This is a genomic window from Pseudomonas fluorescens, from assembly GCF_001623525.1.
GTDB lineage: Bacteria > Pseudomonadota > Gammaproteobacteria > Pseudomonadales > Pseudomonadaceae > Aquipseudomonas > Aquipseudomonas fluorescens_Q.
Genome location: NZ_CP015225.1, coordinates 4,684,625 through 4,709,506, shown reverse-complemented (window position 1 = coordinate 4,709,506; position 24,882 = coordinate 4,684,625). Strand labels below are relative to the sequence as shown.

At 61.1% G+C, this 24,882-nt stretch carries 20 protein-coding genes, 1 tRNA gene and 1 pseudogene; 18 read left to right on the top strand and 4 right to left on the bottom strand.

All coding sequences use genetic code 11. The features are described 5' to 3' along the window. Positions 1–132 precede the first annotated feature (132 nt). The 6 genes from TK06_RS20170 to pgaD all read left to right on the top strand — a co-directional run bounded on the left by TK06_RS20170 (position 133) and on the right by pgaD (position 9,033). Positions 133–771, top strand: coding sequence for a hypothetical protein (locus TK06_RS20170; protein ID WP_063323526.1), 639 nt, complete (start codon positions 133–135; stop codon positions 769–771). Between the two features lie 159 nt (positions 772–930). Beyond that, entirely contained in the window at positions 931–2,436 is a 1,506-nt protein-coding gene (locus TK06_RS20165; protein WP_063323525.1) for a YdgA family protein, read from the top strand. Positions 2,437–2,682: 246 nt separating this feature from the next. Beyond that, positions 2,683–5,163, top strand: a complete 2,481-nt coding sequence (gene pgaA, locus TK06_RS20160; RefSeq protein WP_063323524.1) for a poly-beta-1,6 N-acetyl-D-glucosamine export porin PgaA — start codon at positions 2,683–2,685, stop codon at positions 5,161–5,163. 12 nt (positions 5,164–5,175) lie between these two features. Beyond that, on the top strand, positions 5,176–7,173 hold the full coding sequence (pgaB, locus tag TK06_RS20155; RefSeq protein ID WP_063323523.1) for a poly-beta-1,6-N-acetyl-D-glucosamine N-deacetylase PgaB: 1,998 nt from the start codon (positions 5,176–5,178) through the stop codon (positions 7,171–7,173). Position 7,174: 1 nt separating this feature from the next. Then, a complete protein-coding gene (pgaC, locus tag TK06_RS20150) occupies positions 7,175–8,530 on the top strand; it encodes a poly-beta-1,6-N-acetyl-D-glucosamine synthase (RefSeq protein WP_063323522.1) in 1,356 nt (451 codons plus the stop codon). Continuing rightward, positions 8,527–9,033, top strand: coding sequence for a poly-beta-1,6-N-acetyl-D-glucosamine biosynthesis protein PgaD (pgaD, locus tag TK06_RS20145; protein WP_063323521.1), 507 nt, complete (start codon positions 8,527–8,529; stop codon positions 9,031–9,033). Before pgaC ends, pgaD begins: the two co-directional genes overlap by 4 nt. Positions 9,034–9,100: 67 nt before the next feature. Here the strand turns inward: pgaD and TK06_RS20140 are convergent, their stop codons facing one another. Continuing rightward, on the bottom strand, positions 9,101–10,633 hold the full coding sequence (locus TK06_RS20140; protein ID WP_063323520.1) for an apoptosis inducing factor family protein: 1,533 nt from the start codon (positions 10,631–10,633) through the stop codon (positions 9,101–9,103). A gap of 140 nt (positions 10,634–10,773) precedes the next feature. On the opposite strand from TK06_RS20140, the gene TK06_RS20135 reads away from it, so the two are divergent. The 3 genes from TK06_RS20135 (at position 10,774) to TK06_RS20130 (ending at position 13,015) form a co-directional block, all read left to right on the top strand. Beyond that, a complete protein-coding gene (locus TK06_RS20135) occupies positions 10,774–11,334 on the top strand; it encodes a YbhB/YbcL family Raf kinase inhibitor-like protein (protein ID WP_063323519.1) in 561 nt (186 codons plus the stop codon). Between the two features lie 155 nt (positions 11,335–11,489). Beyond that, positions 11,490–11,663: a hypothetical protein gene (locus TK06_RS32770; protein WP_170862112.1), complete on the top strand. Its 174-nt coding sequence runs from the start codon at positions 11,490–11,492 to the stop codon at positions 11,661–11,663. Positions 11,664–11,701: 38 nt separating this feature from the next. Beyond that, positions 11,702–13,015, top strand: coding sequence for an MFS transporter (locus TK06_RS20130; protein WP_063323518.1), 1,314 nt, complete (start codon positions 11,702–11,704; stop codon positions 13,013–13,015). 5 nt (positions 13,016–13,020) lie between these two features. On the opposite strand, the pseudogene TK06_RS20125 reads toward TK06_RS20130, so the two are convergent. Continuing rightward, positions 13,021–13,900 (bottom strand): annotated as a pseudogene (locus TK06_RS20125) (LysR family transcriptional regulator). A gap of 107 nt (positions 13,901–14,007) precedes the next feature. On the opposite strand from TK06_RS20125, the gene TK06_RS20120 reads away from it, so the two are divergent. From TK06_RS20120 to TK06_RS20090, 7 genes are all read left to right on the top strand, one after another. After that, a complete protein-coding gene (locus TK06_RS20120; protein ID WP_063323517.1) occupies positions 14,008–15,009 on the top strand; it encodes a zinc-dependent alcohol dehydrogenase family protein in 1,002 nt (333 codons plus the stop codon). Between the two features lie 103 nt (positions 15,010–15,112). Next, entirely contained in the window at positions 15,113–15,694 is a 582-nt protein-coding gene (locus TK06_RS20115) for a hypothetical protein (protein WP_063323516.1), read from the top strand. Between the two features lie 176 nt (positions 15,695–15,870). Next, positions 15,871–17,538, top strand: a complete 1,668-nt coding sequence (locus TK06_RS20110; RefSeq protein ID WP_063323515.1) for a vWA domain-containing protein — start codon at positions 15,871–15,873, stop codon at positions 17,536–17,538. Between the two features lie 18 nt (positions 17,539–17,556). Continuing rightward, a complete protein-coding gene (locus tag TK06_RS20105) occupies positions 17,557–18,129 on the top strand; it encodes an RNA polymerase sigma factor (protein ID WP_063323514.1) in 573 nt (190 codons plus the stop codon). Beyond that, a complete protein-coding gene (locus TK06_RS20100) occupies positions 18,126–18,743 on the top strand; it encodes a hypothetical protein (protein WP_063323513.1) in 618 nt (205 codons plus the stop codon). The genes TK06_RS20105 and TK06_RS20100 overlap by 4 nt, the downstream gene beginning before the upstream one ends. 376 nt (positions 18,744–19,119) lie before the next feature. Next, entirely contained in the window at positions 19,120–19,392 is a 273-nt protein-coding gene (locus TK06_RS20095) for a hypothetical protein (protein ID WP_063323512.1), read from the top strand. 142 nt (positions 19,393–19,534) lie between these two features. Next, a complete protein-coding gene (locus tag TK06_RS20090) occupies positions 19,535–19,894 on the top strand; it encodes a hypothetical protein (RefSeq protein ID WP_238992558.1) in 360 nt (119 codons plus the stop codon). A 310-nt stretch (positions 19,895–20,204) separates the two neighbouring features. Here the strand turns inward: TK06_RS20090 and TK06_RS20085 are convergent, their stop codons facing one another. Together TK06_RS20085 and TK06_RS20080 are read right to left on the bottom strand one after the other, a co-directional pair. Beyond that, positions 20,205–21,212, bottom strand: a complete 1,008-nt coding sequence (locus tag TK06_RS20085; RefSeq protein WP_063323511.1) for an Abi family protein — start codon at positions 21,210–21,212, stop codon at positions 20,205–20,207. A 286-nt stretch (positions 21,213–21,498) separates the two neighbouring features. Then, positions 21,499–21,575 (bottom strand) — tRNA-Arg (locus TK06_RS20080). 350 nt (positions 21,576–21,925) lie between these two features. Here TK06_RS20080 and gabD point away from each other — a divergent pair. Continuing rightward, positions 21,926–23,368 (top strand): NADP-dependent succinate-semialdehyde dehydrogenase, encoded by a 1,443-nt coding sequence (gabD, locus tag TK06_RS20075; RefSeq protein ID WP_063323510.1) that lies wholly within the window; start codon positions 21,926–21,928, stop codon positions 23,366–23,368. A gap of 173 nt (positions 23,369–23,541) precedes the next feature. Beyond that, on the top strand, positions 23,542–24,819 hold the full coding sequence (gene gabT / locus TK06_RS20070; RefSeq protein ID WP_063323509.1) for a 4-aminobutyrate--2-oxoglutarate transaminase: 1,278 nt from the start codon (positions 23,542–23,544) through the stop codon (positions 24,817–24,819). Positions 24,820–24,882 lie beyond the last annotated feature (63 nt).

Sequence of the window (24,882 nt, the reverse complement as noted above, 5' to 3'; positions counted from 1 at the left end):
TTGTCGTTTTGGGCCGGTAATCGGATCAAGCCCCTGATGCCCCGGCAAACCCCCAATGCCGTTGCTATGCTGTGATAGTCGGGCCTTGGCGACCAAGGGCCCGCGACGTCACTGGTCATGGGGATTCCAATAATGAAAAACCCTTATGCTCCCGGCTTCTGGTGCGCCATTGCGGCTTTGCTGTTGCTTTCGGCCACTTATTTCTATGGTGTCATGCTCACTCACCAGATCGATAAAGCGCTGTTGTTCCTCGATAGCGCCGCGGCGCTGATCGGCGTGATATCCATTGCAATCGTGGCCTGGGCATCGCTTCAGGGTCAGCGCATCAAGAAAAAACACCTCGAACAAGGTAAGACACTGGTGCTGATTTGGGATACCAAGGTTGCGCTGCGACGTGTCGAAACGGTGTTTGACCGGTATTTCTGGGGCAGTTATTGGCAGCCTGGCCGCACGTTCCAGGAAGTCATGGGGGAGCTCACCGGTACCCCTTTGGAAAAAAGCCTGGAAGCCCTGAAAACCCAATGTGCTGCCTTGGACAAGCAAGTCACCCAGGACGGCTGGCATTGGCTCAACAACGCCCGAGAGTTGTGTGACGTGGCTAATGCCATGGCCCGTGAGCGCTATCAACTGGACTTCTGCGATTCACGCGCAGACTCATCATCGGGCGCGGCAGTGATCAATCGCGATTTCGAAGTGCTGGTGTACACCTGGACGGCCCGTCTCAAGACTTTCGACCATCAGCTCGACGAGATCGAAGTCCAATATTCGTAGACCACCTCGCAAGAAAACGTTTTTACCCCTTTAAACATTGGGCCCGCAGGGGTACCTGATGGTAATCTCCCCTCCTCTTTTTTCGGCGTCGAGCCACACCCTTCGCGGGTCAGGGAAGACGACGGCTTTGTTCAACCATGGATATCGATCGGGTCACTCATGAATAAATCAGCAAGCATACTCCTGGGAATCGTTGTGGCTGTCGGTGCTGTCAGCGCGGGCGGCGCCTGGTACACCGGGACCAAGCTCGAAGGCGTGTTGACGAACGCTATTGCCGATAGCAACAAGCAAATGCAGACAGCCTTGGCCGGGTCCAATAGCACCGCCACCCTGGAGCTGGTTTCCATGGACCGTGGAACGTTCAGCAGCACCGCCCACTACCGCCTCAAGGGCGAGGGCGAGATCTTCGGTGGCGAGCCGGTTGAGTTGCTCTTCGTCGACCAGATCGAACACGGCCCACTGCCATTTTCGCGCTTGATAACACTCAAGTGGCTACCGGTCATGGCCACCAGTCACACCGCGCTTGAGCGCAATCCGCTGACCGACAAGTGGTTCGCCGCCACCAAGGACCAATCGCCGCTCAAAGGTGTGGTCAACCTGGGTTACGACCAATCCATCAATGGCACCTACGAGTTGCTGCCCGTGGATACCAAGCTGGATGAGCAATCCCAGCTCACTTTCTCCGGTCTTAAAATCGACCTGGCTGCCAGCGCCCAGGCACAGAAGGTCAAGGCCGACGGCTATATGGACAGCTTCAAGCTGACCACCGTCGCCGAAGACCAGACTCCCGTGCAGGTAGAGCTGAACGGCCTGACATTGGCGAGCAACCTGAGCAAAAGCTCCTACGGTTACTACATGGGTGACAACACCCTGCTGCTGAGCAACACCAAGGCCACCTTTGGTGAGCCGAAGTCGGTGCTGGGCCTGAAGAACTTCGAGATGAAGAACAGCAGCACCGAGAGCGGCACCAGCGCTTCGGGGCGTGCCGATTACAAGATCGGTGAGTTGTCGTTCAACGACAAGACCATTGGCTCGGCGCAGATGGCAGTCAGCCTGAAGAACCTGGACATCCCGGCCACCATGTCGCTGATGCAGATTTACCAGACCAAGTTGCAACCCTACGAAAAAGCTGCAGCCGAGGCCGCAGCAGCCGGCGAACCGGCGCCAGAGCTGAGCCTGACCGAAGCTGAAGAAGCGCAGGTCAAGGCTGATCTGGAGAAACTCCTGGCCGGCGCCCCGCAAGTGGCGTTGGAAAACCTGTCGTTCCGCACCGCCAATGGTGAAAGCCGCGCCAACCTGATCGTTGATCTGGCCAAGCCGCAGTCCATGGACCTGCCACCGGATGAGTTGGGCCGTCAGTTGCTCGCGCTGCTGGATTTCAATCTCAAGGTTTCCAAACCGATGCTGGTCGACCTGATGACCGTGCAGGCACAGATGGAAGGCCAGACGGATGCGAAGTTGATCGCCGATCAGGCCACTGCCACCAGCGATATGTTCAGCGCCATGGCGGTCGGTTCGGAACTGGCAACGCTTGAAGGCAACGATGTTGTCACCAAGCTGCACTACGCCAACAATCAGGTCGATTTCAACGGCCAGAAGATGACCGTTGAGCAATTCACGGCATTCGTGATGAGCAAGCTGGGTGGTGGCGTCGCCGTCCAGTAACGCGCTCGGGCAACACCCCAAACCCGGCCCGTGCATCACGCATGGGCCGGGTTTTTTTAAGCCTATCGATCAGCCCTGCGCCGAAATCTGTAACGAATCTGAAGAATTGTGGCGTTCCTGAAGATGACCCGCCTGAGAGTGCAAGACTAGGCCCATTAGAGCTTGGCTGGATTCCTTTGATCCGGCTTCCTGTTTGATGGGCAAGGGGGCACTGCGACCCGGCTGGCCATGTAAGGATGCTGACGAATGCCGCGTACTGTGGGTCCTTTTATTCAACGTGGTTTGCGCCCGTTGTTTCGTGTCGCGCTGTGCAGCCAACTGTGCTGGCCGATGCTGGCGTTTGCCGATACCGCCTATGACCAAATGGTGCTCGACGCCCGTGCAGGCCATTACACGCCTGCGCTGACGGCGTTGCGCCAGGTGCCGGCCGGCCAGGCCAGCGCCGCACAGATCAGTGACCACTTGCAGATCGCCAGCTGGGCCGGCCTCGATACCGAGGTGGTGACGGTCTATGAGACCCAAGGCCGCAATCGAGCGCTGCCCGTCCAGGCGCTGACTGCGACGGCTCGTGCCTATCGCAACCTCAAGCGTTGGGATTCGGCGGCCGAGCTGTACCGCCAGGCTTTGGTGATCGACCCCCAGAACCCCGACTTGCAACTCGGCCTGGCCTTGACCCAGGCCGATGCAGGCCAGCCTGACGAAGCCGTCACCCGCGCCAAGGCCCTGGTCGCTGCCAAGCCGACAGATCCGATGCGTCGACTGGCACTGGGTTATGCCTTGACCCGCGCCGACAGCCCCCACGAAGCGCTGTTCGAATACGACCAGGCCTTCACTCGCGCCGGCAACAGCCCAGAGGTTGCGCGCGAATACATCTACGCCCTGCAACGGGCACGGTTGCCGGAGCCGGCGCTGCGCCTGGCGCGCCTGCAGCCGGGGCTGATCGACCGTGGCGTGCAACGACGCCTGGAGGGTGACGTCGCCGCCGAACGGGTGCGCCTGGCGGACATGGCCAGCCGCAGCGAACATGAGCGCTTCGTCATTGCCGACCGCGCCCTGGCCGATTACGACAAGTTGCTCGCCACCTGGACCCCGGTGGCCGAGGCCCACGACGACGTACTCCGTTGGCGCATCGATCGAATGGGCGCGCTCAATGCCCGCGCCCGTCGAGCAGAAGTGATTGCCGAATACCAGAAACTGATCGCCGAGGGCGTGAGCATTCCCACTTACGCCCTGCGCTGGGTGGCCTCTTCCTATCTGGAACAGCGGGAGCCGGAGATTGCCGTCGATCTGTACCGTCGGGTCCTGACTGCGCCGGATGCCGATCCCGCGGAGCGTTTTGAAGACAGCACTGCGCTCTACTATGCGTTGCTGGAAAGTGAAAAATCCGAAGAGGCCCGTGCACTGGCCGAAGACATGGCGAAAGCCCAGCGTCCGCGCATCGAGCTCAAGGGCCTGCCGATCGGCAACCCCAACGATGAATGGATGGACGCCCAGCAACTCGCCGCCCAGGCCGGCACGTACGGCGCCGACCTGCCTTCCGCCGAAGCGCGCCTGGACACCCTGGTCAACCAAGGCCCGGGCAACACCGGCATGCGCCTGGCCCAGGCCGATCTGTACCAGGCCCGCGACTGGCCGCGCCGTTCGGAAAACCTGCTCAAGGAAGTCGAGGCGACGATCCCGCGCAACCGTGACCTGGAAATCGCCCAGGCCCGCGCCGCCATGGATTTGCAGGAATGGCGGCAGCTGGATGCACTGACCGACGACGTGGTCGCCCGCTACCCGGAGAATGCTCACGTCAAACGCCTGCAACGCCAGCGCGAGGTGCACGACATGGCCGAGCTGCGCATCGAGGCCAACACCGGCAAGAGCTATGGCGGTGGCAATGGTGATGCCGGTGCAGTCACCGGCAGCCGGGACTTTGGTATCGAAACGCTGCTCTATAGCCCGCCCATCGATGAAGACTGGCGGCTGTTCGGCGGTGCCGGCTACGCCACCGGTGATTTCGAGGAAGGTACTGGTCACCACCGTTGGCAGCGCCTGGGCGTGGAGCGTCGCACCCGGGACATGACGCTGGAGGCCGAGGTCTCCAATCACTCTTATGGTTCCGGCGACAAGCAAGGCGCGCGCCTGGCCGTGGCCCGGGACATCGACGACTACTGGCAGTACGGCGGCAGCCTGGATTACCTCTCGGCCAATACCCCGCTGCGGGCGCTCAACAGCGGCATTCGCGCCAACGGCGGTAGCGGTTTCGTCCGCTGGCGGGCCCATGAAAGCCGCGAGTGGCGGCTGACGGTGAGCCCGTCCCATTTCAGTGACGGCAACAATCGCCTCGAAACCCAGCTGACCGGCCGCGAGGGTATTTACAGCACGCCGCGCCTGCAAGTGGAACTGGGTCTGGAAGTCGGTGCCAGCCGCAACAGCGGCTCCAATGAAGTGCCCTATTTCAATCCGAAAGCGGATTTCAGCGTCATGCCGACCGTGAGCGCCAACCACGTGTTGTACCGCCGCTACGAGACCACGTGGAGCCAGCAATTCCAGGTCGGTGCCGGTACCTACAGCCAGCGCGACTACAACACCGGGGCCATGGGATTGCTCGGCTACGGCCAGCGTTTCATCTGGAACGACGTGCTGGAGGCCGGTGCCGCGCTGAGCTGGCTCAACCGCCCCTACGACGGCGATCGCGAAAGCGATTTGCGCCTGCTTGTCGACCTCACCTATCGCTTCTAGAAGAGTTTGAAGATGCCTGTCATTTCGCGATTCATCCTTCTGCTGGGGGTCTTGCTGATCAGCGCTTGTGCCCAGCAAGCCCCGGCATTCACGCCGCCTTCGCAGCGCCCGCTGGCGGCCAATGATGCCCCGTGGCCGAAGAACCATGTGCTCGGCATCGCCTACCACGATGTCGACGACCGTGACCCGGACCAAGCGCTGGTGGCCGTGCGTACCGAACGGTTGATCGAGCAACTGGCGTGGCTGCGGGAAAACAACTACCAGCCGGTCACGGTGGATCAGATCATCACGGCCCGCAATGGCGGCCCGGAACTGCCACCGCGTGCGGTGCTGCTGAGTTTCGACGACGGCTACGCAAGCTTCTACACCCGCGTCATGCCCATCCTGCGTGCCTATAACTGGCCAGCGATCCTTGCCCCGGTCGGCAGTTGGGTGGATACGCCGCTGAACCAAACGGTGGATTTCGCCGGGGTGCCACGCAAGCGTTCCGAGTTCCTGACCTGGGAGCAAATTCGCGAGGTTTCCAAATCGGGCCTGGTGGAAATCGCCGCCCACACCGATGCCAATCACAAAGGCATCCTCGCCAACCCGCAGGGCAACCAGCAACCCGCTGCGACCACCCGGCGCTACGACCCCGCCACCGGTCGTTACGAGACCGAGGCCGAGTTCCAGGCTCGCTTGCGCAAGGACGTGGCGGCCATTTCCGAGAAGATCCGCAAGGTCACTGGCTACAGCCCGCGTGTCTGGGTCTGGCCGTACGGTGAAGCCGACGGTACTGCGTTGCAGGTGATTGGCAACGAGGGCTATCAAATGGCCCTGACCCTGGAGGATGGTCTCGACAGCCTGGATAACCTGATGAGCGGCCCACGCTTCCTGGTGGCGTCCGATCCGGATGGCGCCCATTTCGCCGAAAGCATCGTGTCGGTGCAGACGATGGACCCGATGCGCGTGGTGCATGTCGACCTGGACTACGTCTACGATCCGGACCCGGTGCAGCAGGAGGCCAACGTCGGCCAGTTGGTCCAGCGTATTTCCGACCTGGGCGCCAATACGGTGTTCCTGCAAGCCTTTGCCGATCCGAAAGGCGATGGCCTCGTGCACTCGTTGTACTTCCCCAACCGCCACCTGCCGGTACGCGCCGACCTGTTCGACCGTGTCGCCTGGCAACTGCGCACTCGGGCCAACGCCAAGGTCTATGCCTGGATGCCGGTGCTCAGTTTCGCCCTGGACGCGAAGCTTTCGCGGGTACAGCGCTGGGATCCAGAAACCGGCAAGACTGGCGTTGCCCCGGACCAGTACGTGCGTTTGTCGCCGTTCGATCCGAATGTGCGCAAGGTCATTGGCGAGATCTACCAGGATCTGGCGCGGATGAGCTCATTGGACGGCGTTTTGTACCATGACGACGCGGTGTTCTCCGACTTCGAAGATGCCAGCCCCGCAGCCCTGAAAGTCTATGCCGCCAACGGCCTGCCAACGTCCATTGCCGCCCTGCGGGCCGATCCTGCAGCGATGCAACGCTGGACCCGCTTCAAGAGCCGCTACCTGATCGACTTCACCCATGAGCTGACCGCCAAGGTCCGGGCGATTCGTGGCCCGCAGGTGCTCACCGCGCGCAACATCTTTGCCGAACCGATGCTCAATCCTGACAGCGAAGCCTGGTTCGCCCAGAACCTCGACGACTTCCTCGGCGCCTACGACTGGACGGCACCGATGGCCATGCCATTGATGGAAAACCAGACCCGCCAGCAATCCGGCCCCTGGCTCGATCGCCTGGTGGACACCGTCAAGGCCCGTCCCGGCGCGCTCAAGCGCACGGTGTTCGAATTGCAGGCCCGGGACTGGCACAGCAAGCCGGTCAGCGACATCGACGGTGAACAATTGGCCGACTGGATGGGGCGTCTCAAGCGTAAAGGCGTGACCAGTTTTGGTTATTACCCGGACAACTTCATCGAAGACCAGCCCGCGGTGAAAACCGTGCGGCCGGCGCTCTCCAACAAGTGGAATCCTTGACATGCTCGACAGACTGCTCGCTCTGCTGGTGCTGGCGATCGTCCTTGGGGTGCCCCTGGGCCTGATCTTCCTGGTCACCGGGCAATTCCTGATGGACTTCGTGTTCTTTTACCCGCTGTTCATGTCCGGCCTGTGGATTGCCGGAGGCCTGTACTTCTGGCTGCACTGGGAGCGCCACTGGCCGTGGAAGGACGACACCTTGCCACCGCCCCTGGCCGGCGAGCCCTTGATCAGTATCCTGATCCCGTGCTTCAACGAAGGCGATAACGTCGCCGACACCATTCACGCGGCGCTGGGCCAGCATTACCCGAACATCGAAGTCATCGCCATCAACGACGGCTCGAAGGACAACACGGCCCAGATGCTCGATCAGCTGGCGGGTGAAGACCCGCGCCTGCGCGTCCTGCACCTGGCGGAAAACCAGGGCAAGGCCGTGGCCCTGCGCATGGGCGCCATCGCGGCGCGCAGTGAATACCTGGTGTGCATCGACGGTGACGCGCTGCTGGCGCCGAACACCTGTGCCTACCTGGTGGCGCCGATGCTGGACAACGCCCGCCTCGGCGCGGTGACCGGCAACCCGCGCATCCGTACCCGCTCGACCTTGATAGGCCGGGTCCAGGTCGGCGAGTTTTCCTCAATCATCGGCCTGATCAAGCGCACTCAACGGGTGTTCGGGCGGATCTTCACCGTGTCTGGCGTGATCGTCGCGTTCCGTCGCTCCGCCCTGCACCGGGTTGGCTACTGGAGCCCGGACATGATCACCGAAGACATCGACATCAGTTGGAAGCTGCAACTGGATCACTGGAGCATCTTCTACGAGCCGCGCGCGCTGTGCTGGATCCTCATGCCCGAAACCCTGCGTGGCCTGTGGCGGCAACGGCTGCGCTGGGCCCAGGGGGGCGCCGAGGTGTTGTTCAAGAACATCCGTGGCCTCTGGCAGTATCGCCACCGCTACCTGTGGCCACTGTTGTTCGAATATTGCCTGTCCACCGGTTGGGCGTTCACGTTCCTGCTGTCGGTGATTTTCTGGGGGGCTGGCAAGTTCGTCGAAATGCCAGAGGCCATCGCGGTCGATCACCTCATGCCGCCAGCCTTCACCGGGCTACTGCTGGCCGTGGTGTGCCTGCTGCAGTTCGCGGTGAGCATCCTGATCGACCGCCGCTACGAAAAAGGCCTGTGGCACATCATGTTCTGGGTGGTCTGGTACCCGTTGGTGTTCTGGCTGATCAGCCTCTTCACCACTCTGGTGAGCTTTCCAAAAGTGCTATTCGGGCAGCATCAGAAGCGTGCGCGCTGGATCAGTCCAGATCGCGGTATCAAACCGTTCGATGATCAGGAAGAGGAAGTGATCCGATGAAAATTATCAGGACCCGGCAACGGCCTTTTCTGGTGCTCATCGATGCGTTTTTTACCGTACTGGCGTGGGTGGGGTTGTTGTACTTGCTGGTCAATGGGCTGTGGCCGCTGTTCGCGAGCCAGGCCGGTCCGCGCCCGGGAGGGGCTCTGTTCGATACCCTGGGGACCTTGCAGGTCTATGGATGGATCGCCTTGGTCAACGCGGTGCTGTTGATTACCTGGGCGCGTTACCAACAGCGTAAAAGTCGCAGCTTCGCCCAGCGCCGGTCGCCGGCCCCGGTCGTGAATGACCAGGGCTTGAGCGCCAGTTTCAAGTTGACCGACGAGCGCCTGGACACGCTGCGCCAGCCCGGCTCGAAGACTATTCACAACAATCAGGACGGCGACATCAGCCACGTCGTGCCGCACTTCCACTTGCTCAGCCCCGACTTGCAGCCACCGCCCCTGGCGCCACTGGAGCGGCCCGGCGTGATTCACCTGCCGGCCGATCACTCCGTACATTGATGCAAGCCGTGCCGACGCTTTCGCGAGCAAGCTCGCTCCCACAGGGGATTTGGGGTGTGGGACAGATCTACGAAGAGAAATCCCGAACCAGCCGCCATGCCTCGTCCACCGGCAACGGTTGTTTCATGCGCTGGGCCAACGCCGCCATGGCCCGGCCTTCATCACAGGCCACTGCGGCGGCAACGAGGCCGTCCTTGCCCAGCAGGGCAATAAAGGGCGGATGCTCGGGCGTGCCCTTGAATTCCACTTCGTCCCAGTGCTCGGCGTGGCCAAGATAGTCGTAGCGTTTACCAAAGTGATAGGTCCAGAAAAACGGCACGTCCAGATAGCGCTCGTCGCCGCCGAGCATGTTCGCGGCGGCGATGCGCGCCTGTTGCTGGGCCAGGCGCCAATGCTCGATGCGCACAGGCGCGCCGTTGAGGGGGAACGTCGCGATATCCCCCACGGCCCATACGCCTTCAGCCACACGCATGCCTGCGTCAACGGACAGCGACTGGTCCTGTTCCCGTGGCAACCCGGCAAACGGCTCGGTGGCCGGGTGCACGCCAATGCCGATGATCACCAGGTCCGCAGCCAGACGCTGGCCGTTATCCAGCACCACGGCTTCGACCTTGTGCGCTCCCTCGATCCGTGCCGCTTCGCCGTCGGTGTGGTACACCACGCCGTTGGCCCGGTGCCGGGCCAGGATGGCCTGGCCAACGCTCTCACCCATCTGTGCAGCGAACGGCACCGGATGCCGGGCCAGGACGGTGACGTCCAGCCCGCGCTTGCGCAGGGACGAGGCGACTTCCATGGCGATGAAACTGTCGCCGATGATCACCGCCTGTTGCCCTGGCCGGACCGTGTCGAGAATCTGCCGGGCGTGGGCGATCGAACGCAGCACGAAGACTTGCGGCAATTCGATGCCGGGCAATGCTGGCATCTTGGGTTCCCCGCCAGTGGCAATGAGCGCGGCGTCGTAGTCCAGCTGCCGGCCATCGGCGAGTTGGATTTGCCGAGCGTCGGGGTCCAAATGGGTGACCTCGCCATGGAGCCTTTCGATGCGTTGCCGGGTGAAGTAGGTTTCATCGCGCAGCGGCGCTGTCTCGTTGACCGCCATGTCGCCGGCTAACACATACTTGCTCAGCACCGTCCGGTCGTAGCCGGCTTCGGCTTCGCGGTCGATCATCAGGATTCGACCGCCAAACCCCTTCTCGCGCAACGCCGCCGCGCAAGCCGTGCCGGCGGCACCGGCGCCGATGATGACAAACGTGCGTGCGTCATCGGCCGGCGGGACTTTATCGGTTGGCAATGGTTGATCGTCGACCCAGACGTCACCGTCCCGGACCTCGACGTGGTAGCGCGCCAGGCTGTCGAGGGCCGGCGGTTCGCACAGGGCGCCGTCTTCCGTGCGGAACGCGGCCTTGTGCCAGGGGCAAATCAGCCGTCCGTGGCACACCGCGCCTTTGGCCAGTGGTGCGCCGGCATGCGGACACTTGCCTTGGAAGGCGCGCACTTGATCACCGGAGCGCAACAGCAGGATGGACGCGTCGTCGATTTTGACTTCGAGGCCGCGGTCTTCACGAACGTCGGCGAAACGGGCGACTTGATGCAGAGACATGGTCATTCTCCGGCAGGCGTTTCCCTTTGGAGTCGCAGGAACGGAACGAGTTTCAGCATAATTGTCACTGCAACCTTGGCGAAGCTGCGGCTATAGTTCGCAAGCCGTCCATGGCCAGACACGCACAAGGTGCCCCCGGTATGACCCGATTGAACTTTTTCTCCCCTTGGCTGGCGGCCGTCGCCCTGGTGCTGTGCGCACAAGGGGCTGTCCAGGCCGAGGAGCGTTTTACCCTCAGCATCCCCGGCGTGTCGGACGACCGCCTCTTCACGGCGGCGGCAGCCAGTGATGCCAACACCTGTGGTGGCAAGAACATTTCTCCGGCCCTGAGTTGGAACGCCGGCCCGCCCGGCACCCTCAGCTACGCCATCGTCATGTTGGACCCGGACGGCCAAAGGGGCCAAGGTGTCGACCACTGGGTCCACTACGGCATCAAGGCCACCACGCGGCAGATTCCGGCGGGCGCCGGCACCAAGTCCTCGTTGGAAGGCATGAGTGGTATCAACAGCAAGAACACCCACGGCTACATCGGTCCTTGCCCGCCTGTCGGCGACAGCGCTCACCACTACCTGATCCAGCTTTTCGCCCTGGACCTGCCGCCGGAAGCACTGCCCGCCGACCTCACACGCGCCCAACTGATGGAAAAAATCAAAGGTCACGTGCTGCGCAACAGTAGCGTAGTGCGCCGCTACCACCGCTGACCCAAGACGACACAACCCCCTGTGGAGAGGGGATTTATCCCCGTTGGGGTGCAAAGCACCCCTTGCCACAATGGCGCCGTCCAGACACAAAATTGGCATCACGCGCCAAAAGCGAGCACTATCGAGCCCCTGTTCACTCATGCCGGAGGATGGCGATGACGCAGAAACCCGACGGCATCGCCCGCCTCCTGAACTGCCCCACCAAGGGCGACGAAATACGCCGGGCCATCGCCCAGAGCCGCAAGGATTTCCTGCCTGCCGACGAGGCCGAAGACGCCGAGCCAGGCCAGCCACCGGTTCAACCGGTGGACACTGATCGCGACGCCTGAGCCGTCGCCCTCTTTCAACTTATCGTTCAAATCTGCCTATGACTGCCATCCCTGTTCTACCCGGTGACCGATTCAGCCGATCCGATTACAAGACCCTGGGCCTGGCCGCCTTGGGCGGTGCGCTGGAGATCTACGATTTCATCATCTTCGTCTTCTTCGCCCTGACTCTCAGCCAGTTGTTCTTCCCGCCGGAAATGCCCGATTGGCTGCGCCTGCTGCAAAGCTTCGGGATTTTTGCCACCGGCTACCTGGCCCGGCCTCTAGGCGGCATTCTCATGGCGCACTTCGCTGACCGCCTGGGACGCAAGCGGGTGTTCAGCCTGAGCATCCTGATGATGGCCTTGCCGTGCCTGCTCATCGGCGTGATGCCGACCTACGCGCAAATCGGTTATTTCGCACCGTTGCTGTTGCTGGCGCTGCGTATCCTGCAAGGTGCGGCGGTGGGCGGTGAGGTGCCCAGCGCCTGGGTATTCGTGGCCGAACACGCGCCGCTGCATCATCGCGGCTATGCCCTGGGTTTCCTCCAGGCCGGCCTGACCTTCGGCTACTTGTTGGGCGCCTTGACCGCAACAGCGCTGGCGCGGATCTACACACCGGCAGAGATTCTCGATTACGCCTGGCGCCTGCCGTTCCTGTTGGGGGGCGTCTTCGGTGTGATCGGCGTCTGGCTGCGTCGCTGGCTGAGCGAAACGCCGATCTTCATGGCCCTGCAAGCCAATCGCGAAGGCGCAGCGGAACTGCCGTTGCGCACGGTCCTGCGCGACCACCGCCAGGCCTTGCTGCCCGCCGCCATCCTGACCTGCGTGCTGACCTCTGCCGTGGTGGTGTTCGTGGTCATCACCCCGACCGTGATGCAGAAAAGCTTCGGCATGACCCCCAGCCACACCTTCGCCCTGAGCAGTCTGGGCATCGTGTTCCTGAACATCGGCTGCGTCCTGGCCGGGCTCATCGTCGACCGCATCGGCGCCTGGCGCACCGTCATGCTCTACAGCCTGCTGCTGCCTGTGGGCATTGCCGTGCTCTACGCCAGCCTGATCAGCGGCAGCGCCTGGCTGGGCCTGGCTTACGCCGTGGCCGGGCTGGGTTGCGGCGTGGTCGGTGCGGTGCCGTCGGTGATGGTCAGCCTGTTCCCGCCGAAGATCCGCGTGTCCGGCATCTCGCTCACCTACAACATTGCCTATGCCCTGTGGGCCAGCATGACACCGCTGATGCTGATTGCACTGGTGCCGTGGAGCCCGTGGGTGTGCGTGGGGTATTGCGTGGTGATGGGTGCGGTGGGCGTGGCTGCGTCGGCGTATTTCCCGGGACGGCATGGGAAGGCGGCGCAGCCGTCATTGGCTTGTGAATCTTGATCCGGTTAAAGACGCTCACGCAAAAAATCCACAAAAGCACGAGTCCGTGCCGAGCGGCGTCGATCTTGACTGAACACGGCGCTGATGGGCAGTGCCAGTGGCTGGTAATCGGCCAGCAGGGGGCAGACGGTACCCTGGCGAACATCGGCAGCGAACAACCACTGCGGTGAAAGCGAAACGCCCAGGCCCGACAGCACCATTTCCCGGATCGCCTCGCTGCTGTTGCAGGTGACGTTGCCCTTGATCGTTACGCTGTGCTGTCGGCCATCCTGGTCGAACCGCCAGACGTCATAATGCTCCAGCAGTGTGAAAGCCAAACAGTTATGGCCGGCCAGGTCAGCCGGTGTGAGGGGCGTGCCATGCTGTTGCAGATAGGCGGGGGGAGGCGTACACCCGGCGCGGGCTATCGCCGAGGGAAATCGCTACCAGACCTTCGTTTTTCACCACGCCGATGCGAATCGCAAGGTCGATGTTTTCCTTCAGCACATCTTCGTTCTGATCACTTAACCTCAAGTCGATACGAAGCTGTGGGTGAAGGGCCAGGAACTCGCCCACCAGGGGCGCAATACACAATCGGCCGAAACTGACGGGCGCCGCCACGCGCAGAAGGCCGGCGATCTGTTCCTGGCCACTGGCGAAACTGAGTCGTGCGGCGTCCACGCTGGCGAGTATGTCCTTGCTCTCGGCGTAGAAGCGCTGCCCCTGGTCGGTCAGCGCGAGCTGGCGGGTGCTGCGGGCAAACAGCGCCCCGCCAAGGTGTTGCTCCAACGCGCGGATCTGCTTGCTCACTGCCGGTTGGCCCAGGTTCAGCTCCCTGGCGACGGCCGAAAACGAGCCGCGCTCCACCACCCGCACGAAGACCTGCATTGCGTCGAACAGATCCATCTGGATTTAGCCTCTGTCTGGAATAAATCCTATCCATTGTTGCTCACTTATCGGAATGCGTCTTCCCTCGCACTATGAACCTGCCCACTCATTGGAGGTTTACCGTCATGAACAACACCATGTCCGCCGCCGTTGCCGAAACCGCTCAGGCTGCGCTGATTGTCCGTTCCGTCTCCCGGCCCATTCCCGGCGAAGGCCAGGTATTGATCAAGGTGCATGCCGCCGGAATCAACCCGCTGGACACCAAGATCGCGGCGGGAGGCGGGGCCCACGCACGCCAGCCGCTGCCCGCCGTATTGGGGATTGACCTGGCCGGGATGGTGGTTGAACGGGGAGAGGGCGTGAATGACTTCGCGCCTGGCGACGAGGTGTTCGGCATGGCCGGCGGGATCGGTGGGGCCCAAGGCGCGCTGGCCGAATACATCGCGGTCGATGCCCGCCTGATTGCGCCCAAGCCTCGCTCACTGAGCATGCGCGAAGCGGCCGCCTTGCCGCTGGCATTCATTACGGCCTGGGAAGGCTTGGTCGATCGCGCCAACGTTCGGGCCGGGCAACAGGTGTTGATTCATGGCGGGGCGGGCGGCGTCGGTCAAATGGCCGTGCAAATCGCCAAGGCCCGTGGCGCCGAGGTCTACGCCACGGGCTCGGCCGACAGCCAGGCTTTCATCCGCGAGCTGGGCGCGTCAGCCATCGACTACCGGACCCAGGACACCGACAGCTACGTGCGCCAGTACACCGATGGCGAAGGCTTCGACATTGTCTACGACACCGTTGGCGGCGCGACCCTGGATGCGTCCTTCAACGCGGTAAAAACCTACACCGGCCATGTGCTCAGTTGCCTCGGCTGGGGCCAACACAGCCTCGCGCCGTTGTCGTTTCGGGGGGCGAGCTATTCCGGGGTGTTTACGTTGATGCCGCTGCTGACCGGCAAGGGGCGCGAGCATCATGGTCAGATCTTGCGGGAGGCCGCCGTTCTGGTTGAGTCAGGGCAACTGCGGATCAAGCTGGCTCAGCGCCGGTTTGGCCTGGAGCAAGTCAACGAGGCCTTTGCGCAGGTAGCCGAGGGGCGTGGGGCGGGGAAAACGGTCGTGGACATTGGGATTGAGTGAGACGGGACCGCCCTCCGTCAGGGCCAAACAACTTGAGCGCTCATACAAACCCCGTAGAATGCAGCCGCCATTATGCCGCTACCTCTCAAGGACGAATTCAAACATGCGAGTTTTTACCCTGTTGCTGGCCCTCTGCCTTATGGCCGGCTGCGCTTCCAAGCCCGACTACTACATCTCCCCTGCGCCGGTGGCGATCCCCGAGACCGCCACTTATTGGATCGACACGTTCAACGTTGAAGTCGTCGGCAAAAACGAACGTTTCCTGCCCGACGAAAAAGTCCGTGACCAGTTGCACACCGACCTGATCGTCCGCCTGCTCGACGGCAATCGTTATGCCTCCAGCAAGGAAACCGCTGACTATCTGCTGGACGTCAACGCCATCTATGCGCGCCGTATTCAAGACACTCAAGGTGGCTTCATGAACAAAATCGTCGCCGACGGTACGTACCTGGCCAGTGTCGATTTCAATTATCAGGTCAAGGTGAAGAAGGCCGGTGTCGAAGTGCTGCACTTTGCCCAGGCCCGCCAGGGGCTGATGCCGGGTGGGGCGATCGGGCAACTCGAGGCCATGAGAGGCATCGCGGGCGCCCTGACGAACAAAGGCAACTCCGATGTCGAAGACTATTACACCGGCCATTTGAGCGGATTCATCGCCGATGATCTACGGGGCATTCCGTCCCGCTAACGATGCCTGCTGCAACGTGCTGGCGATTGGTCCGATCGCGGTAACGGCCTGGCCACCTTGGGGGTGGCCAGGCCGGTTTTTCCAGCGTGCCAAAAAAATTCCTGATCGTTAACCCGAACCTCGTGTGCCTTGCGTCTGAGCTTGTGTACGAATCATTCATTCACGAGGTTCAGCCCATGTTCCGTCCACTTCCCTTTATGCGTCCTGCTGCCCAAGGCTTCGCCGTGACTTTGCTGGTGGCGTTGGCCGGTTGTGGGTTGTCTTCCCGGGAGGCTGCCAAGCCATCCGAACCGGTGCCTGTGGCACCCAGCGTTGTACCGCAAGGCGAGATCGCCCAAGGGCCCCAGTCGACGGTAAAACGCATGCTCATGAAGCCGGCAGCGATGCCGGCTCCCAGCGTGGCGAACGATGCCCTTGCCACGGGTTACCGAGCCGAACCGCGCGAGCAGTACGAAAAACTGCCGGACAACCCCATCCATAGCGTCGCCGAAACGCCGGTCTCGACCTTCAGCGTGGATGTCGACACCGGAAGTTATGCCAATGTGCGACGTTTCCTCAATCAAGGCAGCCTGCCGCCCGAAGGTGCCGTGCGGCTGGAGGAAATGGTCAACTATTTCCCTTACCACTATGCCTTGCCCAGCGACGGTTCACCCTTTGGCGTGACCACCGAACTGGCCCCGTCGCCCTGGAACCCCCACACCCGCTTGCTGCGCATCGGCATCAAGGCCAGCGACCGCGCCGTGGCGGATCTGGCGCCGGCCAACCTGGTCTTCCTGGTGGACGTTTCCGGCTCCATGGACCGTCGCGAAGGCCTGCCGCTGGTCAAGAGCACGCTGAAACTGCTGGTGGACCAATTGCGCGATCAGGACCGGGTATCCCTGGTGGTCTATGCCGGTGAATCCCGGGTGGTGCTCAAGCCCACCTCGGGGCGCGACAAGGTGACAATCCGCAACGCTATCGATCAACTCGACGCCGGTGGTTCCACCGCGGGCGCCTCGGGTATCGAACTGGCCTACCAGATGGCGCGGGAGAGCTTCATCGACAAAGGCATCAACCGCATCCTGCTGGCCACCGATGGCGACTTCAACGTTGGCGTCAGTGATTTCGACAGCCTCAAGCAGATGGCGGTGGACCAGCGTAAAAGCGGCGTCTCCCTGACGACGCTGGGCTTCGGTGTGGATAACTACAACGAACACCTGATGGAGCAATTGGCCGATGCTGGTGACGGTAACTACGCCTACATCGACAACCTGCTCGAGGCGCGTAAAGTCTTGGTCGACCAGCTCAGCTCCACCCTGGCGGTGGTGGCGCGGGATGTGAAGTTGCAGGTGGAATTCAACCCTGCCCAGGTCAGCGAGTATCGCCTGCTCGGTTATGAGAACCGTGCGCTCAAGCGTGAGGATTTCAACAACGACAAGGTCGATGCGGGCGAGATCGGTGCCGGGCACACGGTGACGGCGTTGTATGAAATTGTCCCGAAGGGCCAGCCGGGTTGGTTGGAGCCGCTGCGCTATGCCAGCACGCCCCAGTCGGAGGGTAAGTCAGGCGAATTGGCGATGTTGCGCGTACGCTACAAACCCGCTGAGGGCGGTAGCAGTCGATTGATCGAGCATCCGATTGCTGGCGTGCAGAACGACGACAAGCCTAGCGATGACCTGCGTTTCTCCGCCGCCGTGGCGGCCTTCGCCCAGCAGCTCAAGGGGGATGGGCGTTACACTGGGACGATGAGCTTGAAGGACACTGCGCAATTGGCCCGTTCGGCCCGCGGCGATGATCCGTTCGGGCTGCGTGCCGAGTTTGTGCAGTTGGTGGAGCTTGCCCAGAGCCTCAAACCTGCACCCTGAAAGGAGTTCGTCACCTACATGTCCGCACCGATTGATCCTCCCAGCGATGAATCGCTGCTGGCCCGATACCGCAACGGCGACGGGGCTTCCTTTGAAGTCCTGTACGCCCGCCATCGCCAGGGGCTTTATCGTTTTCTCGTGTCCTTGAGCAACAAGGCCGAACTGGCCGAGGAAATCTTCCAGGACACCTGGCTCAGCCTGATCCGCAGCGCGACCCAGCCACAAGGGCGGGCGAGTTTTCGCACCTGGCTGTTCCAGATTGCCCGCAACCGCTTGATCGATCACTGGCGCAAACAGGGTGTCCACAATCCGTTGCACGACAGCTACGACGAGCAGCTTCACGTCCAGCCCGACGACACCACCAGCCCTGAGCAGCAGTTGAGCCTGAGCCGCGACCAGGCGCGTCTCGATGCGGCGTTGCAGGCCTTGCCCGAGGATCAGCGAGAAGTCTTCCTGCTGCGCCTGCACGGCGACCTGGAATTGCCACAGATTGCTGCCTTGACCGGCGCCCCACTGGAAACGGTCAAAAGCCGCTTGCGTTACGCCCAGCAGAAGTTGCATCGGCTGCTGGCCGAGGAGGTACCCGCATGATCGACTCCAAACACACCCCGGATCCCAACGACGAAGTGCTGATCGAGCATTTCCGCCAACACACCAGCGGCGAGCCGCCAGCTTCCCTGGACGCTTTCATCCTGGCCACCGCCCACCGCGAAACCCCGACGCCTGCACCGAGCTTGTGGCAACGTTGGTTGCAAGCCTGTCAACGGCCGCGCTGGCAAATGGCATTCGCCACGATCGCCGGCGTGGCGCTGATGATCGGCCTGGTGCTGCGCTCGCCCGTGCCCCACGACGAACTGTCCTCACCCGCCTCGATGGAGTTTTCCGCCGATCGGCAAGCGCCTGCCGTTGCCGCTGCACCGCCGCCGGCCATGCCCGCCCCCGCCCCGATTATCCGCATGGCGCCCCAGGGCGAACTGGCCCGGATCCCAGCCAGCGCTGACCAGGCCCTGATGGAAAAGCCTGCGGCAAAAATGAGCAAAGCCGCGCCAGTTGCACTGCCACCCCTGGAGCAAGGCCTGATGGAAATCCTGCGCCTGCGCGAGGCGGGGGATACCAAGGCTGCTGATGAGAAGCTGCTGGCGCTGCACAAGCGTTTTCCCAAGGAAGACTTGCCGGCGCGGTTGGAGGCGTTGCGCAAGCCTTAAAGTCTGCGAGCACCAACGTCCGTAGCGAGGGAGCTTGCTCTCGCTGGGCTGCGCTGTAGGAGCTGCCGAAGGCTGCGATCTTTTGATCTTTCGCTTGCGACTCAACTGCCTGCGCAAAGATCGCAGCCTCGCTCCGCTCGGCAGCTCTTACAGGCCGAGCGACAATGTCTCATCCAAACCTTAAGTGAGCAGATGGAGATGTCTGTGGATCGCTTCGGCCATGGTGGTATCCATGGGGTGCGCCCTAAACGCTATATCTGCTTTTCGGATATCTGCTTCTCGATGATCTACTGAATCGACGGATGGAGCCGCGCGCAGTTTCGGTGCCGTTGCCGGCTCTATCAATTCATCGGTTCGTCTGACAAGGAGTTAGCACATGTCGCATTACATCCCATTGCAAACCAACAATCCCGACTGCCCTGTCCTACTGATCGACAGCCAGATGCCCACCGCGATGCTGATTGACAGTGCGCTCAGCCGCATCAAGGCCGGGACCGACCTTTTGGAAAGCATCACTTCTGTCACGATCAAGGGCATCGACGATGGGGATTTGTATCGATTTACCAACGCGGCGTATTTGCTGCTACGAGAAGGTTCGGATTTGCTGGAAGTGGTAAGTCGTAATGTCGATGGTGCTGGCAGATTGTAACCGTAGTTAGTAGGCGCTCGTGCGTGGGACTGCATGCAAGACGTGCCTGCTGCATGTCGCATTGATGGCGTCGAATTGAGTGAATGGACCTTGCACGCAAGGTGCGACGCTACTCAACCCCTAAACGTAAAGGCCCTCTCTCATGGTTATCATCAAGCAAGGTAGCGTCCAGGGACGTCTGTATTCTATTGGTGGGGAGGGCGAGACGGTTCCTGTTCTGCTTGAGGGCACCGGTGGTGAAAATTTTCTTTGTGAAGCCGATGTGGCATTGGCAGAACACCTGGGCAAGCTGTTGTTCATCTCCATTCGTGTCCATGGTGCAGGGGAGTGGGAAAGTCGGCCACAGGGTGGCTGGCGCTTGCGAAGAATGTTCATTCAATCCTACGAGAGGCTTGAGAGAGTCTCTTTGCGCTGTGCGGTTACTCAACTCAAAGAACTCGATGGTACTGCCTGGAGCGAGATGGACGATCCTCATGGAGTGATTCAGGGCCTAAGGAAATGAGGGGCATATGGGTCATCTGATTGGCGACCATTTTCGTGATGTCACGAAAATGGTCAGCCTCGGTTCTGGCTCGCAGCGGTAGGCTGTCGACGATACGGCCCTGACCCGCTACGCCTGTTTCCTGACAGCGCGAAGCGGCGACCTGAAATATCCAGTCTTAGGACGGCGATTGCTGGTGAGGCCGTCATGGCTGGTGGGTGGTTGACGGGAGACTTCTGATCTCTATAATTGCTCGCAACACGGCCCCTGTCGGTTGATGCGCTTCGGCGCTGATACTGCTCAGGGGTTTTTTATTGTTTGAATTTTCTCCTCACCAGTCACGCTTCTGCCAATCATTATCGACGCCCATGCCCTCCAGATTAAGACCGAGGCGGGACAAATCTGGAAAATCATCCTCCAGCAGAGCCTTCAACCGCTGCCCCCAACTTGATGAGGGATTGATGGTTTTCATCAGATGCTGGGTGATGCACAAAAGCAGGAACGGGCGTGCACGTCCGTGCATGTCGTCATGGAACGCGCTTAATGAAGGCGCCTGCTCTACAGGGGGCAGCTTCGGTTGATCGGCTATGTTCCGGTTCCACAGGCGACTATGATGGGCGCATACGTTCCGCAGGTAATTCAGGCTGCGGAGCCAAGTGGCGAAGATCCGGCCATTGCTGATGCCGTACTCTCGAGATATGGCATCTTGATCGATTTCGGTCATGCCCGCATAAAGGGTCGATAACGCGCCGAAGTCCCAAACTTCGCACGCCACCCAGACGGCGAGGGGAAGGCCGTATTTTTCTTTATTGTGCCGAATAAAATCTTCCTTCGAGCGATTGATTAACGCGGCGTGTTTACCTATCCACGCATGATGTTTGGTTAGTCCAGTCTGACCGTCCAACTGCGTAGAGAAACTTTCGTGGAACAGCTCAGGCTTTAGATAGGCGAATTTCTCGTGCCTCCCCAAGCCATGAGAGATGTCCACCCGCAGGGCGATTTCTATGCGTTCCAGAGCATCCAGGGTCAAGAGGCGGAGTTTCTTGTCGAAAACATACAGGTCAACGGCATTTTGAAATGTTGTGCCGGGCTTGAAATTGTCGAGAAGCAGTCGCGTAGGTTTCGTTTTGGATGGCTTGTGAATTCCCTGCTGGATGAGAGGACAGCAAAGCTCAGTGCGCTCGCGAAAGGCGAACCAGTAGCCGCTGAGGCGGTAATAACCAATGCGCTCCAAATATTCCAGTGCTTTAGGTTGATCAGTAACGACCATTCCCCGAGCCATCAACAATTCAAGCTGCGCTTGGTAGCTCTGCCAAGTTTTGGGATACCCCTGCTTCATTTAAACATCGCCTAATCCGCCCTTTGTCTGTCTTTTGCTTTCCACATACCCCTTCACGTGGCGGCTCCTTGTGAGCAAGTATTTTTGTAGGGCCAAGTTTCAGAGAAGGGCATCTTGGGAGCTCTGGGAGATGACTTTGCCATTCTCACCACACTCAGATGAGGAGCGTCTTGTAACAAGACTCGTCGTGGGTCGTGATCGATATCAACGACGTTCGATACGGAAAATTTCGCGTCCATAAAAAAGCCCCAATCCGTGAGGACTGAGGCTTTTGATTTTGCATGTATGGTGCACCAGGCGGGATTCGAACCCACGACCCCTGCCTTCGGAGGGCAGTACTCTATCCAGCTGAGCTACTGGTGCGACGCGGGCGCCATGATACTCATATGCATGGCGGGCGTCCATGCTGCTGATTTGCCGGTGTTTTCATGAGCATGGGTGGGCATCGGCTACGCTGATCAGAAAAAACAGGCAAATGCGGTTTTTTCGTTCTTTTTTTCGAACAGCCTATTGTCCTTCACCCCTATCGGCCCTAGGATTCGTTTGAGATTTCAAACGCTCTTGTCTGGGTGCTGAACCGCACGTCTGTGCTTTTGTGCGTTATTTCTGTGCTTCAGCCCGGTGGATGATTTCCCTGACGGCAGCCCCCGAGGCGCCTTTTCTACAAATCTAATTCGCTCCGCGTGCGCGCGGTGCTGTTAAGGAAAGCCGACATGCAGCTTAAAGACACCCAGTTGTTCCGCCAGCAAGCCTTTATCGATGGCGCTTGGGTCGATGCGGACAATGGTCAGACGATCAAGGTCACCAACCCGGCGACGGGCGAAGTGCTGGGCACCGTGCCGAAGATGGGCGCTGCCGAAACCCGCCGGGCGATTGAAGCCGCCGACAAGGCACTGCCGGCCTGGCGTGCACTGACCGCCAAGGAGCGCGCCAACAAGCTGCGCCGCTGGTACGAATTGCTCATCGAAAACCAGGACGACCTCGGTCGCCTGATGACCCTGGAACAAGGCAAGCCACTGGCCGAGGCCAAGGGCGAAATCGTCTACGCCGCTTCGTTCATCGAATGGTTCGCCGAAGAAGCCAAGCGCATCTACGGTGACGTGATTCCCGGCCACCAGCCCGACAAGCGCCTGATCGTGATCAAGCAGCCAATCGGCGTGACCGCGGCCATTACTCCGTGGAACTTCCCGGCCGCGATGATCACCCGCAAGGCCGGCCCGGCCCTGGCTGCCGGTTGCACCATGGTTATCAAGCCGGCTTCGCAAACCCCGTTCTCGGCCCTGGCCCTGGTGGAACTGGCGCACCGTGCCGGCATTCCGCAAGGCGTGCTGAGCGTGGTCACCGGCAGCGCTGGTGATATCGGCGGCGAGCTGACCAGCAACCCGATCGTGCGCAAGCTGTCGTTCACCGGCTCGACCGAGATCGGTCGCCAGTTGATGGCCGAATGCGCCAAGGACATCAAGAAAGTCTCCCTGGAACTGGGCGGCAACGCACCGTTTATCGTGTTCGACGACGCCGACCTGGATAAGGCCGTCGAAGGCGCGATCATTTCCAAGTACCGCAACAACGGCCAGACCTGCGTCTGCGCCAACCGTCTGTACATCCAGGATTCGGTGTACGACGCGTTCGCGGAAAAACTCAAGGCGGCGGTCGCCAAGCTCAAGATCGGCAACGGCCTGGACGATGGCACCACCACCGGTCCCTTGATCGACGAGAAAGCGGTCGCCAAGGTACAAGAACACATTGCCGATGCGGTCAGCAAAGGCGCGACCGTGCTGTCGGGCGGCAAGGCGATGGAAGGCAACTTCTTCGAGCCGACCATCCTGACCAACGTACCGAAGAACGCCGCCGTGGCCAAGGAAGAAACCTTCGGCCCGCTGGCACCGCTGTTCCGCTTCAAAGACGAAGCCGAAGTGATCGCGATGTCCAACGACACCGAGTTCGGCCTGGCCTCGTACTTCTATGCCCGCGACCTGGGCCGTGTGTTCCGTGTGGCTGAAGCCCTGGAATACGGCATGGTCGGCGTCAATACCGGTTTGATCTCCAACGAAGTCGCGCCGTTTGGCGGCATCAAGGCTTCGGGCCTGGGTCGTGAAGGTTCCAAGTACGGCATCGAGGATTACCTGGAAATCAAATACCTCTGCCTGGGTATCTGATCAGCTTCAAGCGCAAAGGGCACGAGAGCGCTGTCCCTTTGCGCGTTTCACCCGTTCTGTTTCTTGTGGCCGGAACGCTGCGGCAGTCGATCATCGCATGCTGTCGCAGTTGCCTCCCCGCCATGTATTCCTTGAGCCACGCCGACCGATGAGCGGCGAATGAGGACATTTTAATGAGCAAGACCAACGCAGACCTGATGGCCCGCCGTACCGCCGCTGTTCCACGCGGTGTTGGCCAGATTCACCCGATCTTTGCCGAGTCGGCGAAGAACGCCACGGTGACCGACGTTGAAGGTCGTGAGTTCATCGACTTCGCCGGCGGCATCGCCGTGCTGAACACCGGTCACGTGCACCCGAAAATCATCGCCGCCGTGACCGAACAGTTGAACAAGCTGACCCACACCTGCTTCCAGGTCCTGGCCTACGAGCCGTACGTGGAACTGTGTGAAAAAATCAACGCCAAGGTGCCGGGTGATTTCGCCAAGAAAACCCTGCTGGTGACCACCGGTTCGGAAGCGGTGGAAAACGCCGTGAAAATCGCCCGCGCCGCCACAGGCCGTGCCGGTGTGATCGCCTTCACCGGCGCTTACCACGGTCGCACCATGATGACCCTGGGCCTGACCGGTAAAGTCGTGCCGTACTCGGCCGGTATGGGCCTGATGCCCGGCGGTATCTTCCGCGCGTTGTACCCGAATGAACTGCACGGTGTGAGCATCGACGATTCCATCGCCAGCATCGAGCGCATCTTCAAGAACGACGCCGAACCGCGTGACATCGCGGCAATCATCATCGAGCCGGTACAGGGCGAAGGTGGTTTCTATGTAGCACCCAAGGAATTCATGAAGCGCCTGCGCGCTTTGTGCGACCAGCACGGCATCCTGCTGATCGCTGACGAAGTGCAGACCGGTGCCGGCCGTACCGGCACCTTCTTCGCCATGGAGCAGATGGGCGTTGCCGCCGACCTGACCACCTTCGCCAAATCCATCGCTGGCGGCTTCCCGTTGGCCGGTGTGTGCGGCAAGGCCGAGTACATGGATGCCATCGCGCCGGGTGGCCTGGGCGGCACCTATGCCGGTAGCCCGATCGCCTGTGCGGCGGCGCTGGCGGTGATGGAAGTGTTCGAAGAAGAACACCTGCTGGATCGCTGCAAGGCTGTGGGCGAGCGTCTGGTAGCCGGCCTCAAGGCGATCCAGAAGAAGTACCCGGTCATTGGTGACGTGCGAGCCCTGGGCGCGATGATCGCCGTAGAGCTGTTCGAAAACGGCGACTCCCACAAGCCGAACGCGGCAGCGGTAGCCCAGGTCGTGGCCAAGGCGCGTGACAAGGGTCTGATCCTGCTGTCCTGCGGCACCTACGGCAACGTTCTGCGGGTGCTGGTGCCGCTGACCGCGCCGGACGAGCAACTGGACAAAGGCCTGGCAATCCTCGAAGAGTGCTTCTCCGAACTCTGAGTGACGGTTGTGCGCTGATTCACAAAAACCCGCCTTCTGGCGGGTTTTTTCATATTGGCGAAG

Coding starts and splice junctions, on each gene's coding strand:
- TK06_RS20170 (WP_063323526.1), top strand. CDS start 133: ATGAAAAACCCTTATGCTCCCGGCTTCTGGTGCGCCATTGCGGCTTTG.
- TK06_RS20165 (WP_063323525.1), top strand. CDS start 931: ATGAATAAATCAGCAAGCATACTCCTGGGAATCGTTGTGGCTGTCGGT.
- pgaA (WP_063323524.1), top strand. CDS start 2,683: ATGCCGCGTACTGTGGGTCCTTTTATTCAACGTGGTTTGCGCCCGTTG.
- pgaB (WP_063323523.1), top strand. CDS start 5,176: ATGCCTGTCATTTCGCGATTCATCCTTCTGCTGGGGGTCTTGCTGATC.
- pgaC (WP_063323522.1), top strand. CDS start 7,175: ATGCTCGACAGACTGCTCGCTCTGCTGGTGCTGGCGATCGTCCTTGGG.
- pgaD (WP_063323521.1), top strand. CDS start 8,527: ATGAAAATTATCAGGACCCGGCAACGGCCTTTTCTGGTGCTCATCGAT.
- TK06_RS20140 (WP_063323520.1), bottom strand. CDS start 10,633: ATGTCTCTGCATCAAGTCGCCCGTTTCGCCGACGTTCGTGAAGACCGC.
- TK06_RS20135 (WP_063323519.1), top strand. CDS start 10,774: ATGACCCGATTGAACTTTTTCTCCCCTTGGCTGGCGGCCGTCGCCCTG.
- TK06_RS32770 (WP_170862112.1), top strand. CDS start 11,490: ATGACGCAGAAACCCGACGGCATCGCCCGCCTCCTGAACTGCCCCACC.
- TK06_RS20130 (WP_063323518.1), top strand. CDS start 11,702: ATGACTGCCATCCCTGTTCTACCCGGTGACCGATTCAGCCGATCCGAT.
- TK06_RS20120 (WP_063323517.1), top strand. CDS start 14,008: ATGAACAACACCATGTCCGCCGCCGTTGCCGAAACCGCTCAGGCTGCG.
- TK06_RS20115 (WP_063323516.1), top strand. CDS start 15,113: ATGCGAGTTTTTACCCTGTTGCTGGCCCTCTGCCTTATGGCCGGCTGC.
- TK06_RS20110 (WP_063323515.1), top strand. CDS start 15,871: ATGTTCCGTCCACTTCCCTTTATGCGTCCTGCTGCCCAAGGCTTCGCC.
- TK06_RS20105 (WP_063323514.1), top strand. CDS start 17,557: ATGTCCGCACCGATTGATCCTCCCAGCGATGAATCGCTGCTGGCCCGA.
- TK06_RS20100 (WP_063323513.1), top strand. CDS start 18,126: ATGATCGACTCCAAACACACCCCGGATCCCAACGACGAAGTGCTGATC.
- TK06_RS20095 (WP_063323512.1), top strand. CDS start 19,120: ATGTCGCATTACATCCCATTGCAAACCAACAATCCCGACTGCCCTGTC.
- TK06_RS20090 (WP_238992558.1), top strand. CDS start 19,535: ATGGTTATCATCAAGCAAGGTAGCGTCCAGGGACGTCTGTATTCTATT.
- TK06_RS20085 (WP_063323511.1), bottom strand. CDS start 21,212: ATGAAGCAGGGGTATCCCAAAACTTGGCAGAGCTACCAAGCGCAGCTT.
- gabD (WP_063323510.1), top strand. CDS start 21,926: ATGCAGCTTAAAGACACCCAGTTGTTCCGCCAGCAAGCCTTTATCGAT.
- gabT (WP_063323509.1), top strand. CDS start 23,542: ATGAGCAAGACCAACGCAGACCTGATGGCCCGCCGTACCGCCGCTGTT.